Annotated in this window: 11 protein-coding genes; 8 read left to right on the plus strand and 3 right to left on the minus strand. The window is 69.9% G+C overall.

The features are described 5' to 3' along the window. Nucleotides 1-3: 3 nt before the first annotated feature. From FM051_RS05510 to FM051_RS05520, 3 genes are read right to left on the minus strand one after another with little or no spacing between them, the layout of a single operon-like run. Nucleotides 4-990 carry an LLM class flavin-dependent oxidoreductase gene (locus FM051_RS05510; RefSeq protein WP_158841326.1) on the minus strand — a complete coding sequence of 329 codons (987 nt, stop codon included), beginning with the start codon at nucleotides 988-990 and terminating at the stop codon, nucleotides 4-6. Further along, the gene (locus FM051_RS05515) at nucleotides 983-3,307 is read right to left on the minus strand and encodes a glycosyltransferase family 4 protein (RefSeq protein WP_158841328.1); all 2,325 of its coding nucleotides are present in this window, start codon (nucleotides 3,305-3,307) and stop codon (nucleotides 983-985) included. The genes FM051_RS05510 and FM051_RS05515 overlap by 8 nt, the downstream gene beginning before the upstream one ends. Before the next feature lie 56 nt (nucleotides 3,308-3,363). Further along, nucleotides 3,364-4,926: a glycosyltransferase family 4 protein gene (locus FM051_RS05520; protein ID WP_338019456.1), complete on the minus strand. Its 1,563-nt coding sequence runs from the start codon at nucleotides 4,924-4,926 to the stop codon at nucleotides 3,364-3,366. A gap of 199 nt (nucleotides 4,927-5,125) precedes the next feature. Here FM051_RS05520 and FM051_RS05525 point away from each other — a divergent pair, with 199 nt between their 5' ends. The 8 genes from FM051_RS05525 to FM051_RS05560 all read left to right on the plus strand — a co-directional run bounded on the left by FM051_RS05525 (nucleotide 5,126) and on the right by FM051_RS05560 (nucleotide 13,477). Further along, the gene (locus tag FM051_RS05525) at nucleotides 5,126-5,512 is read left to right on the plus strand and encodes a nucleoside triphosphate pyrophosphohydrolase family protein (RefSeq protein WP_158841332.1); all 387 of its coding nucleotides are present in this window, start codon (nucleotides 5,126-5,128) and stop codon (nucleotides 5,510-5,512) included. After that, nucleotides 5,505-6,455, plus strand: coding sequence for a histidinol-phosphatase (locus tag FM051_RS05530; protein ID WP_158841334.1), 951 nt, complete (start codon nucleotides 5,505-5,507; stop codon nucleotides 6,453-6,455). The genes FM051_RS05525 and FM051_RS05530 overlap by 8 nt, the downstream gene beginning before the upstream one ends. Beyond that, complete coding sequence (locus tag FM051_RS05535; protein ID WP_158841336.1) at nucleotides 6,452-7,393, plus strand: NAD-dependent epimerase/dehydratase family protein; 942 nt, start codon at nucleotides 6,452-6,454, stop codon at nucleotides 7,391-7,393. The genes FM051_RS05530 and FM051_RS05535 overlap by 4 nt, the downstream gene beginning before the upstream one ends. 18 nt (nucleotides 7,394-7,411) lie before the next feature. Further along, a complete protein-coding gene (locus FM051_RS05540; RefSeq protein ID WP_158841338.1) occupies nucleotides 7,412-8,719 on the plus strand; it encodes a DegT/DnrJ/EryC1/StrS family aminotransferase in 1,308 nt (435 codons plus the stop codon). Next, on the plus strand, nucleotides 8,712-9,578 hold the full coding sequence (locus FM051_RS05545; RefSeq protein WP_158841340.1) for a hypothetical protein: 867 nt from the start codon (nucleotides 8,712-8,714) through the stop codon (nucleotides 9,576-9,578). The genes FM051_RS05540 and FM051_RS05545 overlap by 8 nt, the downstream gene beginning before the upstream one ends. Before the next feature lie 48 nt (nucleotides 9,579-9,626). Continuing rightward, on the plus strand, nucleotides 9,627-10,496 hold the full coding sequence (locus tag FM051_RS05550; RefSeq protein ID WP_158841342.1) for a fructosamine kinase family protein: 870 nt from the start codon (nucleotides 9,627-9,629) through the stop codon (nucleotides 10,494-10,496). 435 nt (nucleotides 10,497-10,931) lie between these two features. After that, nucleotides 10,932-11,816 carry a ParB/RepB/Spo0J family partition protein gene (locus FM051_RS05555; protein ID WP_238412152.1) on the plus strand — a complete coding sequence of 295 codons (885 nt, stop codon included), beginning with the start codon at nucleotides 10,932-10,934 and terminating at the stop codon, nucleotides 11,814-11,816. A gap of 191 nt (nucleotides 11,817-12,007) precedes the next feature. Beyond that, complete coding sequence (locus FM051_RS05560) at nucleotides 12,008-13,477, plus strand: carbamoyltransferase C-terminal domain-containing protein (RefSeq protein WP_158841346.1); 1,470 nt, start codon at nucleotides 12,008-12,010, stop codon at nucleotides 13,475-13,477.

The following is a 13,477-nucleotide window of genomic DNA, read 5'->3' on the forward strand; positions in this document are numbered from 1 at the left end:
TCGTCAGCCGCTGAACTGCCGCGGCACGACGCTCAGCGCCTCTACTGCCTTCGTGTCGTCCACTGCCGCGACCTGGAGTGTCAGCACGTCGGGACGGATTTCATCGATCACGGTCCGGCACCGTGCCATCACCTGGTCGGGGTCTGAGAACCGCGGGAAGCGAGCGAGTACGCCGTCACGCCCGAGGGTGTCGGCGTCGTGGCGCAACCGCACCGGATCGCCTTCCTCCAGCCGTCGTGGCGTGCGCATCCCTCGCCAGGCGTGTAGTGCCTCGTACGCCTCGTCGTCGTCTTCGGCCAGGACGAAGAACATGGTGAGCAGTACTCGAGGTGGCCGCCTGCCGGCGTCCGCGGCGGCCTGTCGTGCGACGTCGACGATGCGCGATCGGGTTGTTCGGGGGTCTTTCACCGAGGTGATGACGCCGTCGGTCAACCGGCCTGCCGCCGCGGCGGAGCGTGGACCTGATGCGGCCAGGTACACGGGCACGGGTGCTGTGCTCGTGCTGTGCAGGCGCATCGGGCGCACTGGGTAGAAGGGTCCTGTGTTCTCTGCGGTCTTGCCGCGCAGGAGTGGGTCGATGATGTTCAACGCTTCCGTGACGCGGGCCAGTCGTTCCCGGTACGGGGGTAGTGGACCCCAGATGGGGACCTCGTTGACGGCTTGGCCGGTGCCGAGACCGAGTTCGTAGCGTCCTCCGGACAGCCGGCTGGTGGTGGCAGCGGCTTGTGCGACCAGTACGGGGTGGTAGCGGAAGCTGGGACACACGGTGGCTGAAACGATGGTCGCACGGCTCGTGGTGGCCGCCAGGGCTCCTAGGCTGGCCCATCCGAAACCGGCGGCACCGCCTTCGTCCACCCATGGTTGGAGGTGGTCGGACACCATCAACACCGGGAAACCGGCTGCCTCGGCCTGGCGCCCCAGTTCGACGAGGGCTTCAGGTTGGTGTTCTTCGTGTCCCAGGAACCAGCCGATCCGGGTGTGGTCAGCCATTGACTGCCTCTCCTCGGGTGGCGGTGCGTTCGGTGTCGGCCAGCAGTCCTGCGACGTGGGTGGTCAGGGCCTCTACGGAGTACCGGCGTTCCACCAGGCGTCTGGCGGTGTCGACGAGGCGGTGCCGCAGGTCGGGGTTGCCGGCGACGGCGGCGACTGCTCGGGCGATGTCGTCCGCCGATTCGGCATCGAGGAAGTGTTCGCCGGCACGCACGTCCAGGCCTTCGACTCCTTTTCGGGTGGAGACGACCGGTGCGCCCAGCGCGAAGGCCTCGAGCACCTTCAGTCGGCTGCCTCCTCCCAACTGCAGGGGGAGCACGAGCACGCTGTCGCGGATGAGGTCGTGGGTGGACACCGGATTGGCCACCAGTCGCACGTTCGCGTCCTTGAGGCGTTGGGCCAACTCCGCGTCCGGGTTCGCGCCGGCCACGACCACTGGCAGGTCGACGCCGTGGCGACGCAGGGTCGGCACGACCTCGTGAGCGAGGAATTCGGCGGCCAGGCGGTTGGGCAGGTAGTCCAAGCGGCCGGTGAAGGTGACTCGGCACATCGAGCCCGCTGCCTCCGGCGCGGGGCCGACGGCAACCGCGTTCGGCACGACCTGGACGTCCAGGTCGTGCCGAACGGTGTACCGCCGCAGCAGGGAGGCGCGATCGTTCGCGCTGGGTACCCAGACCTGGTGGGCGGTTTCGACGACGGCGCGTTCCAGTTGGGAGATCTCGTCAACGGCGATCTGCCCGCGACCGTGCGGGCCGCTGCCGACGGCAACCAGATCCTGGACCAGCGCGGACTCCACGTTGTGCATATCGCAGATCACTCGGAAGCGGCCGTCGTCCACCAGGTCGGGGATGATGCCGTAGCAGTCGAGTTCGCTGCAGATGACCGTGGTCACGTCCATGCGCGCGAGGTGGTCGGCCAACCAGCGCACGTATTCGCCGCAGCGCCGCGCCAGGTAGTAGGGCCCGTCGTGAGGCGTCCTCTCGGTTGCGTCGACCCAGCACTGGTGGCGGCACCGTCTCCGCTGGTCGCAGGCCAGTACGACGGTGACCGGAGGGCTGTCACCGGCCAGCGCCGCTTCAAGGGCTCGCAGTCGGAGTGCGACGCCGCCCACGGCGGTGCGCGGGTCGGTGGCGACCACCAGGGCCGTGCGGCCGGAGGTCGGGTCGGGTCGGGGTTGTGCGGCCGTCTGGTCCGCGTTTCGTCCGGGGCTCGTGGACGCCACCGAGGTGGGCTGTCGCCGGGTGGGACCCGTGACCGGGTGGAGATCGGCTCCGTGTCGCATTCCCGCCCACACGAACGGGGTCAGAGCCTGTCGCAGCCGGTCCATGTGCTTGGGGGGCAGGAACCGCCGCAGGGCTCCGGGCGCCAGCGTGCCGAGGGCGCGGTGTGCGACACGGGAACTTGGTGGGAGAAGTGTGCCGCCGTTCGTTTCGGCGATGCGCAGGCCGTGTCCGACGGCTACCAGCCACAGTTGGTGCAGGAGGATGGGGTTGATGTGCTCCCGCAGTTCCCCGTCGCCGCGTTCCACGACGTCGGTGCAGGCCTGCGCCACCGCACGGGGGTCGATCCGACGTTGCCGGAACACCTCGGCGGCGGGCAGTCGTTTTCGCGGTGACCGGTCGGACCCGTTCCGGACGCAGAAGTACGCGGTCGCCTCGGTCCAGGAGAAGTACGGGACGAAGTCGTCCACGGTGGTGGCCGTGCCGTCGGCCAACTGCTCCGCCTCGTCCCGGGCAGGGCCGTCGGGGAAGTAGCAGACGGACGGGCGGGGGCCCATCGCCGTGTTGCCGACCAGGCTCGCGGTGTCGTGGTGTTCGACGAGGTTGGGCAGCACGGCGTAGCAACGCAGGTCGATGTCGTCCAGGTACCCGAGAAGCGCCTGGTCGTCCGGCAGGGCTTCGGCTTCGGCTCGGGTGAGGTGGTGTTCCGCTCCACGTGCCGCGTCGGCGGGCAGGACCAGGCCCTGTGACGGCGCGTAGGTGTCGGTGACCGGTGCCCAGGCGCGTCCGGTCAGGGCCGCGATGCGCAGGCCGTGCGAGGTTCGGGACCCCCACTCCGTGAACAGGCTGATGGCATCGCCGCTGCGGGCGGCGATGACCGTTCGCACGGCCGAGGCGAAGTTGGCGCAGAGTTCGACGTCGTCCTGGAGGACGAGGTGGTGGGTGGCGTCGGGTGGTATTGCCGACCACGCTCGTCGCGCGGTGCGGAACGAGCCGGGGGGACCGTCCGGCTCGGGGTCGGAGACGATCTCGATGTGCAGGTCCGGGTGGGCCTCGACCAGGAGTTCCGCCAGTCGGCGCCGCCTGGGATGGGTCATGACCACTGTGGACAACCTGATGTCGTCATGAGCGCGCTGCACGTCCATGAAAGGCCTCACTGGTGCGGGTGGATCGGACTGGTCCGCTTCCGGCGTGACACCGATTCCTGGTAGACGGCAGCGGTTCCGGAGGCTGATCGCTGCACGCTGTTGCGCCGAGCGAACAATTCACGCGTTCGGGTCAACTCGGCGGTGTACTTGTGGGAATGGGTGACCACATCGCGGATCTTGGTGGCGAGACTCGCCCCCGAGAAACCGTCGGTCAGGAATGGTGAAGTGCGGCCGAACGTTTCTTGATGTCCCTCGTTCGGTGTCGCGACCGTGATCCTCCCCGCCAATACCGTTTCCAGGGCGGCGAGTCCGAAACCTTCGTGTCGAGCCGGTTGCACGGCGAGGTGGCTGTCCGAGAGCACTCGGGCGCGTTCCCGGTCGTCCAGCTCCGAAAAGATCCGGACGTGGTCGGTCAAGTTGTTTTCCGCTATGGCGGTCCGCACTTCTTCGTAGTAGCTGCGGGAGGAGGCGTCGTACCGTCCCACCAAGCTGCACCGGACGTCCATGCCCTCGTCGCGCAGTCGATGCACGGCGTCGACCAGGGCGAGCTGGTTCTTGCGGGGTTTGAATCGGCCTACCGAAGCTATTCGCAACGGTTCGCGGCTGGTGGCGGCGGGCAGGTCCACCGGTGCGGCAGCCTGTTCCGGGCTCTCCACGCCGTACGGGACCAAAGCGATCTTGTCCGGGTGCACGCCGGAGGCCAGCGCCTGCTTCACGAAGAAGTCGCTGCCGGCCACCACCTTGTCGATGGCGGAGAACTCGTGCAGGACCGCCGAGCGCGACCTGCCCATCTTGTCGTCGAAGGGCAGTGTTTCGTGGGAGGTGACGACGAGCGGCACGTCCAGATCCCCGGCGACCACTGCGCCGAACAGGAAGGCCCCCTGCCCCTGCGCGTGGACGACGTCGAAGCTGCCCGTGATCTGTCCGACCAGCACGTCCAGGCAGTCCTTGATGTCGGGGAGCAGGTCGAGCAGGCCCACCTCCCAGCGCACGCTCTCGCGGGACCGCGGGTCGGGGAACCCGAACGCCGTCGTCCGGGCGATCCGGACGCCGTGGTGGGTCTGCGTGCGAGGCTGGTCCGCGTAGCCCCGGTCGGTGATCACCGAGACGTCGTGCCGCAGCGCGACGAGTCCTTCCGCCAGCAGCCGGGTGTGCGTTTCGGCGCCGCCCACATAGGGGTGGTAGAGAGGTGACAGCAGAAGGATATTCACGGACTGCGAACTCCCCTGACGTTTCGGTCGCTGAAGCCGGTTCGGCGGTGTCCTCCGATATCGGTCTGCGTACCGCCGTCTTGGTGAAAATGCGATGTTCCTGCGGTCACGAATGCGGTGGGTGCATCGCGGACATTGGTACCGTGGTGACAGGACCCAGGTGTCGTGCTGCTCGATGGTTCGGACGCTACGGACCGCCCCCGGAGCTGTCAACACTGTTTTGTCGACTGGTCGGTGCCCGGCCCGGGGTGGACAAGTCCTGGCGCACCGGCCAGTATGCGAATACACCCGGAAACCGGGGAACGCGTCATGGTGGCACTGGTTCCGCAGCCTGTTCAACTGTTCGGACCAGATCACTGGAACGGCTTCACGCGGCGCACCTGTCGTCGTGCGGGAACCCGTGGCCGGAAAGCCGTGGTTCCACCGGGCCGCGAATCATGAAGTAGTAAACCTCACCGCGGTCGGCAGCGGACCCGCGCGACCCTTCGATCCTGGTTCCGCCCGCCACCCTTCACGTACGGCAGAAACGAGACAGCAGAGAAGCAGGGGGGTTCCTGTGACATCCAGTGACGCTGCACCACCCGATAGCCGTGCGGACGACGCCGCGACCGGTCTCGACGTGATGCAGGACCGGGTGCGGTTGTCCCGCCGGCGGTACGGCTTCGACAAAGGTCCCGCTGTCGCGCTCCTCGACGCCTGCGCCGAACTCGGTGAGCTGTCCGGCGCGCTGCTCAAGGAGACCGGTTACTCGGCATCCGGCGGTACACCGCTGTCCTCGTCGGTGCGGATTCGCGCGGAGTACGGCGACGTGCTGTTCGCGGTGCTGGGCTTCGCCGACGCGGCGGGGATCTCGGCGCACGACGCGCTGAGCGCCGCGCTGGTCGACTACGAATCACGATTCGCGAGTCGAGCCCCGCAGGAGGAGCGAACCGACCATGGGTGACTACCACGTGCACCTGCACCCGCACGTGCCCCGTCCCGACAGTCCGGCCCCCGGGGTCTACCCACCCGGCCACGTGGAGTCGTTCGTCACCCGCGCGCTGAGTCGGGGGGCCACCGAGGTGGGCTTCACCGAGCACCTGCACCGCTTCGTCGACTTCGAACCGGCCATCGCCGGCTTCTGGAACACCGGGGAGCACGCGGACCTGACCGAACACTCCCGCCGCTACTACTACGACGACCTCAACCTGCGCCTGGACCGCTACGTCGAGGCGGTCCTGGACGCGCGGGAGCGGGGCCTGCCGGTACGGCTCGGGATGGAGGTGGACTTCTTCCCCGCTCACCTGGACAAGACCGTCGAGATCATCGAGAAGTTCCCCTTCGACTTCCTCATCGGCTCGGTGCACTGGGTCGGCGCCTGGTCGGTCGACCACCCGGCGCCGGCTCACGAGTTCGACCGACGCGGGGTGCGCCGCGCCTACGAGGACTACTTCCGCCTGGTCACCGACCTCGCCGAGTCGGGAATCGTGCAGGTGCTCGCCCACGTCGACGTGGTGAAGAAGTTCGGCCACCGCTGTGATGAGGAGCCGGTGGACCTCTACCGGCAGGTGGTGGCGGCGGCGGTGCGCGGCGGAGTGGCCGTCGAGGTGTCCAGCGCCGGGCTGCGGTACGAGGCCGCGGAGCCGTACCCGTCCCCGACCCTGCTGCGCATGTGCGGGCAGGCCGGGGTGCCGATCACCCTCGCCAGCGACGCCCACTACCCGGACGAGGCCGCCGACCGGCACCTCGACATGGCCCGCTACGCCCGCGAGGCGGGGTACCGGGAGCAGTTGTCGTTCGGAGTGGGCGGACACGTGACTCGGGTGGACCTCCCGGAGCCACCACCCGTCGTCCGGCCGGCCGGCGCGGGGCGCGGCGCCCCCGGGACCGAACGGACCTGCGAATGAGCACCGCGGCAGCAGGACACGCGAAGGTCGTCATCACCGGTGGCGGTGGTCGCCTGGGCAGCGCGATAGCCCGGCAGTTGGCGGGAGCCGGCGCCTCGGTCACGCTCGTCGACATCGCCTTCCCCGACTGGCTCTACGACCCGGCGTCGGGGATCCGCCGCGTGGAGGCCGATGTGCTGTCCGCCCGCGCACCGCGTGAGCTGAGGCGGATCTTCTCCGGTCATCGCACGGTGGTGCACCTGGCCGGGCTGCACGGCCTGCACCTGCGCTGGGGAGCGCGCAGCGCCGATCTGTGGCGGTCCAACGTGATCGGGACGCGAAACGTCGCCGAAGCCGCGGTGCACGCCGGGCTGCGGCGGCTGGTGCTGGCCAGCACCACCGCCGTCTACGGCCCGGGCAGCCCGGAAGGTTCGCCCGCCACCGTGCTGGACGAGCGGGTCCGACCCAACCCCGACAACCCGTACGCCACCTCCAAGCTGGCCGCCGAGTCCGTGGCGACCTCGGCCGGGGGCGACTCGGTGGAGGTCGTCGCCCTGAGGTTCGGCCGCTTCTACCGCCAAGACGAGCGCGACTACCAGATCCGCAAGCTCTCCACCGGCCTCGACCTGATGGACGCCGTCGCCGCCGTCGCCGCCGTGTGCGAGGCGGAGGAATCCGCCGCCGCACCCGTCTATTGCGTGGCCAGCGACCTGCCGCTGACCAGGGACGACCGGGCGCGTCTCGGCGACGACTGCCACGCGGTGCTGGAGCAGCACCTGCCGGGCTTCGTCGCCGCGGCACGCGAACGCGGCTGGGACATCCCGTCGCGCGTCGGCCGCTCGGTCGACTCGAGCCTGCTCCAAGCCACCACCGGCTACCGGCCCACGCGGTCGTTGGCGGCGGTGCACGAGCAGTGGCGCGCCGCGGCGGTGGGCGTGAACGGCACGCGTCGGCCTTGACGACAGGGGAGAGGAACCATGACTCAGGTGAACAAGTCGGGCACCGCGGCGCAGACCGGGCGACTGGCGCTGCACGGCGGCACGCCCGTCATCGAACCGGCGCACCGATTCCGGTGGCCGCGGGTCTCAGGGGCTGACCGCGCCGCAGTCGTCGACCTGCTCGACCGCGGCGAGCTGTCGTACTACGGGCGCGAGGGAGCGCTGCTGGAACTGGAGGACCACTGGAGCGCACGGTTGGGCGGTCGCCCGACGCTGGGCACGTCCTCTGGCACCGCTGCGTTGCACTCCGCCTTCCAGGCACTGGGCGCGGGTACCGGGGACGAGGTGATCTGCCCGACGAACACCTTCCTGGCGACGGTCATGCCGCTGGTCGAACTGGGCGCCGTGCCGGTGCTGTGCGACGCCGAGCTCGACACCGCGACCATCGATCCCGAAGCGGTCGCGGCGGCGGTCACCGAGCGGACCGTCGGCATCGTCGTGACCCACCTGTGGGGCCACCCGTGCGACATGGATGCGATCCTCGCCGTGGCCGAGCGGCACGGCCTGTGGGTGGTCGAGGACTGCTCGCACGCGCACGGCGCCGTCTACCGCGGCGCGGAGGTCGGCACGCTGGGCACGGCCGCCGCGTTCAGCTTCCAGGCCGCGAAGATCGTGTACGCCGGACAGGGCGGGCTGCTGGCCTCCGCCGACCGGGAGGTGCACGAGCGGGCGTGCCTGTTCGGTCACTTCCGGGTCCGCTCCGAGCAGGACGTCCGCGGCCCGCTGCGCCGGTACGCGAGCACCGGGTTCGGGCTCAACTACCGGATGCACCCGTTCGCCGCCGCACTGGCGCTGCAGAGCTCACGGGACATGCCCGCGCGGATCGCCGCTCGGGCCGAACTCCTCGGACGGCTGGCCGGGGGACTGGGCGAGATCGACGGCCTCCTCCCGCCGATCACCCGGGCCGGTTGCGATCGGGGCGCCTACTACGGGTTCAAGGTCAGGCTCAGCGGGGCGTGGCTGGAAGCCGGAGCCGACCTGGTGGCGCGTGCGCTGTCCGCCGAAGGTCTCGACGTGCACCCACCGGGCTCACGGCCGCTGCACCTGCTGCCGCTGTTCAGCGACGGTGAGGTTCCGCTGCGACCGACCGGCGACCCCGTCCGGCTGCCCGCACACCGGCCCGGGGACTTCCCCGTCGCCGAACAGCTCTGGCGGACGTCGCTGAGCCTGCCCACGTTCACCTTCCCCGACGAGCGCGACCTGGTGGACCGGTACTGCGAGGCGTTCGCGAAGGTGGCCGCGCAGCTGCCCGAGCTCATCGCCGCCGCCCGGAGCGAGCGTGTCTGACACCGCCCCGCCCGTGCCCACCGAGTTGCTGGTCTCCCACTGGGCGTTGGACGCCGCCGCGCTGCGCGAGGTGGTGACCCCGTACACCGGCACGGCCCGGATCTTCCTGAGCGGTGCCTGCGCCGACGATCTGGCCGGCGCGCGGGGCCCGCTGGAGCTGGTGGCGGTGTCCGCGGACCGGCAGAACGCTTCCCGGCACCGGCTGGACCCCGGACCGGCCCTGCCGTGCCGGGTCCCGGTGGACCTGCTCGTCATGCCGCACAGCGTGTTGCGGTCGTGGTCGGCGCTCTTGGTGGAGGTGCTGGTCGAGCCGGGGAGAGAACCCCTGCCGATGCCGACGGAGGTGGCGGCGGCCCTGCACGCCGTGGGTGTGCAGCGCGACCTGGTGGACGCCGGTCGACTCCTCGCCGCCGAACTGGAGGAGTCGCACGCCGAGGTGCTGCCGCTGTACCTGGCGGCGCGGGCGGAGTTGCGCCTGTCCGGTCCCGAGCACCCGACCGAGCCCCGCGAACGGCTGGAACTGCTGATGAGCGCGCTCCTGGGCGCCTGGGGCCACGGGAACCCGTACCCGGCCGCGCGATTGCCGCTGTTCGAGCGAACCGCACCCCGCTTCGGGGTGTCCCCGGCGCTGCCCGCGTCGGTGCGCCGGGTGCTGACCGACGACAGCGCGCACCACCTGATGCCCGCGGTCGTGCCCGCGGTGGAACGGCTCCGCGTCGCCGATCCGGTGCTGAGGTTCTGCGGCGAGGCATTCCGCGCGCGCTCGGCCGGCGGACCGGCGTCGCCGACCAGGTCGAGGCCTGGGGGCCTGCCGTCCGCCGGGCCACGACGCAGCACGTCGGCGTGGACCTCGGGATGAGGCGGCCGGATCGTGTCGACCGACACCCGCAGATGATTGGATTCCGCAGTGGAAACGAACCTGCTCGTCCAGCGGCTGCGCGCAGCCGGCTTCGCCCCCGAGTCGGTGGTCCCGGCCACCGGTGGTGTCGTGGCGATGGCCGCCCTGGTGACCCTCGACGACGGCCGCCGGATCTTCGCCAAGACCCTGGCCGGACCCTCCTCCGACCTGTTCCAGGTCGAGGCGGAGGGATTGCACGCGCTCGTCGAGATGGGCGGTGCGACCACGCCGGAAATCCTGTTGAGCACACCGGAACTGCTGGTCCTCGAAGCGGTGTGCCCGCGCCGCGACGACGAGAGCTTCTGGGAGCAGACGGGACGCCTGCTGGCCCGGGTGCACACCACGACCGTCGGCACCCGGTTCGGTTGGCACCACGACGGCTGGCTCGGTCGACTCCGCCAGGACAACACCTGGACCGACGACGGCCACCGGTTCTTCGCTGAACGGCGCATCCTGCGGTGGCTGTCCGAACCCCTGGTGGAAGCCGCGTTCGACACCGAGGACCGCAACGCCCTGGAGCGGTTGTGCGCGGCACTGCCCGACATCGTGCCGGAGCAGCCGCCGGTGCTGAACCACGGCGACCTGTGGACCGAGAACATCCTCGCGACGGCCACCGGTGAGCCCGTGTTCATCGACCCGGCCGTCTCCTGCACCTGGGGCGAGTCCGACCTGTCCATGGTGTGGTCCGCGAACCGGCCACCGGAGTCCGACCGGTTCTTCCCCGCCTACGCCGAGATCGCGCCGCTGCACGACGGCTGGCAGGAGCGGATGCCGGTGCTGCACCTGCGGGAACTGCTCAGCATCATCGCCCACGACGACGACGACTGGGGCGCCGTCGCCGCCGTCCGCGAGGTCATCGCGCCGTTCACGCGCAGGTAAGGGGAAAGTTCGGGTCCGCGCCGGCCGGCGGCATCCGGGACTACACCGCCGGCGAGGCGTGGAGACCGCCGGCTTCTTTGACGTTCCCGCGTTCCAAATCACTCAGTGTCACCGCGTGTTGACACATCCGTTAGTGCTGCCCAGAATGACTTAAGCGATTCATCCCGCAGTTGTCTGAGGACGAACCGCTGGTTCACCGTTGGTAGGGGGAGTGGATGAGTTCACTGAGGAGCAGTTCGCGCGGCAGGTTAACCGGATGTCCCCGGTCGCGTTTTCCCGATTATCCCGCAGTAAGTGTGAAGGTGTTGCCGGATGACTGAATCGTCAGCTACCGGCAACCGCCCTGGGAGCACCAACGGCAACCTCGGAAGACCGTCGGACGACATCGAAAAGACGACCATTCCACCGAGCACCTCGATCGTTCCCATCGCCGAATTGAAGGTCGCTGACTCGCCGCGGCTCCAAGGCGAGAACCCGGAGCACACCCTGGTGCTCGCAGAAATCGACGAACCGCTTCCTCCGATCATCGTGCACCGCGGGTCCATGCGCGTTGTCGACGGCGTGCACCGGTTGCGGGCCGCCGTCCTGCGCGGCGGCGAGACCATTGAAGTGCAGTTCTTCGACGGCACCGAGGACGACGCCTTCCTCGCCGCCGTGGCCGCGAACCTCCGGCACGGCCTGCCGCTGAACCGAGCCGACCGCACGGCGGCGGCGCAGCGCATCCTGCACACCCACCCGGAGTGGTCCGACCGGATGATCGCCTCGGCGGCGGGACTGTCGCCCAGCACCGTGGGCGAACTCCGGCGGCGTTCAACTGACCGGGCCGGACACTCGAACGGCCGGGTCGGCAGGGACGGCAGGGTACGTCCGCTCGATGGCGCACGACGACGTCAGCTCGCCACGGAGTACCTGGAACGCAACCCGGACGCCTCACTGCGGGAGGTCGCGCGCGCGGCGGGCATCTCACCGGCGACCGCGAGCGACGTGCGGGCCCGCCTGCGCCGCGGCGAAGAACCCGCCGCGCCGACCGGTCGGTCCTCCCCGAGTCCGAAGGAGATCCGCCAGTCGGCGGCCCGCCACGACCGCGAGGCGGTCGTGCGCAGGCTCAAGAGCGACCCGGCGATCCGGTTCACCGACGCGGGTAAGTGGCTGCTGCGCTTCCTCGAGGTCAACGTCGCGGCCGAGAAACAACAAGAACAGATCGCGGAAAGCGTTCCCCAGTACTGGCGAAGCGCTATTGTCGAAGTCGTGCGCGAATGTGCGGACTCCTGGCTGGGCTTCGCCACCGAACTCGAACGCAGGCAAGACAGGGCAGGCTGAGCCGAGCTCGCTGCCCGTCGTGATGATCCGAGCGGTCGCTTACCGCTCCCGCGGTCATCCCAAAAATCGGAGGAGTACACCTTGCGAACACTCCTCGTGCGCATCCGGAACTGGTTCACCCGGCGTCGGAGGCTGCGTGCGGCACGTCGCAACGACCCTTACCTCTACAAGTGAGCCGAGGGAGCACGTCGATGCGGACATGGGGAATTTCCGCGCTCTCGCACGACGCCGCCCTCGCCGTGGTCGAGGATGGAGAGATCCTGCTCGCCGCGCACTCGGAACGCTATTCCAGGAAGAAGAACGACTCGGCCCTGCACCCCGATCTGCTCGACGAGGCCATGGCGTTCGGCGCACCCGACATGATCGCGTGGTACGAACGACCGCACGTGAAGAAGCTGCGCCACCTGCGCGCGGGCCAGTGGGCCGACGCGGTCAGTCGCGCCGACGTGCCGCGCCGGTACCTGCGCTTCCTCGGACTGCCGTTCCCGCTGCCCCGGATCCGGTACGCCGACCACCACCATTCGCACGCCGCGGCGGCCTTTGCCACCAGCGGGTTCCCCGACGCCACCGTCATCGTCGGCGACGCCATCGGCGAGTTCCGCACCTTCACCATCGGGCGGTTCGACACGACCGGCCGGTTCGAGGTTCTGCATCGCCGCAACTACCCGCACAGCCTCGGCCTGCTCTACAGCGCCTTCACGCGGCGCTGCGGCTTCCGGCCCAACGAGGACGAGTACGTCATCATGGGCCTGGCAGCCTTCGGGGAGCCGCGCCACGAGGACGCCATCTACGAAGACCTCGTGGAACTCGAAGGGCCGTCGTTCCGGCTCAAGGTCAACCCCCACCGCGGCATCGGCGACTGGCTCCCGGAGGCGTCCGACGCCGACCTCGCGGCCAGCGTCCAGGCCGTGACCGAGGAGGTCCTGGTCAGGGCGACGCGGTGGGCGCGCGCGAACACCACCTCGCGCAACTTGCTGGTCATGGGCGGGCTCGCGCTCAACTGCGTGGCGAACTCGAGGATCGCGCGGCTGGGCCTGTTCGACGACATCTGGATCTGCCCCAATCCCGGCGACGCCGGGTCGAGCATCGGCGCGGCAGCCGCGGTGACCGGGATGCGGCTGAACTGGTCGGGCCCCTACCTCGGCACCTCTGTCGACGGCGAGTACCCGGTGGACGCCCTCCTGGACGCCCTCGCGGACGAGGGCGTGGTCGGGGTCGCCAGCGGCCGGGCCGAGTTCGGTCCGCGCGCCCTGGGCAACCGCTCTCTCCTGGCGGACCCCCGGCCCGCCGACATGCAGGACAGGGTCAACGCCGTCAAGGGACGCGAACCGTTCCGCCCGTTCGCGCCGGTGATCCGGGCGGAGGTGGCGGACGAGCTGTTCGAGCTGCCGGTGCCCCAGTCGCCGTACATGCAGTTCACCGCACGCTGCAAGGCGCCGCACGAGTACCCGGCGATCGTGCACCACGACGGCACCAGCCGAGTGCAGACCGTCACCCCCCGGGACCACCCCGGCCTGCACGAACTGCTGGTGCGCTGGGAGGAGCGGACCGGCTGCCCGATCCTGCTGAACACGAGCCTCAACTCACGCGGCGAACCCCTGGTCAACAACCGGGAGCACGCGGACGCCTTCGCCCGGCGCAACGGCGTCGCTGTCCTGTAG

Source organism: Saccharothrix deserti (assembly GCF_009769385.1).
Taxonomy (GTDB): Bacteria; Actinomycetota; Actinomycetes; order Mycobacteriales; family Pseudonocardiaceae; genus Actinosynnema; species Actinosynnema deserti.

Excerpts from the sequence above, each read along its gene's own strand:
- FM051_RS05510 (WP_158841326.1), bottom strand. The coding sequence starts at position 990 with ATGGCTGACCACACCCGGATCGGCTGGTTCCTGGGACACGAAGAACAC.
- FM051_RS05515 (WP_158841328.1), bottom strand. The coding sequence starts at position 3,307 with ATGACCCATCCCAGGCGGCGCCGACTGGCGGAACTCCTGGTCGAGGCC.
- FM051_RS05530 (WP_158841334.1), top strand. The coding sequence starts at position 5,505 with ATGGGTGACTACCACGTGCACCTGCACCCGCACGTGCCCCGTCCCGAC.
- FM051_RS05535 (WP_158841336.1), top strand. The coding sequence starts at position 6,452 with ATGAGCACCGCGGCAGCAGGACACGCGAAGGTCGTCATCACCGGTGGC.
- FM051_RS05540 (WP_158841338.1), top strand. The coding sequence starts at position 7,412 with ATGACTCAGGTGAACAAGTCGGGCACCGCGGCGCAGACCGGGCGACTG.
- FM051_RS05560 (WP_158841346.1), top strand. The coding sequence starts at position 12,008 with ATGCGGACATGGGGAATTTCCGCGCTCTCGCACGACGCCGCCCTCGCC.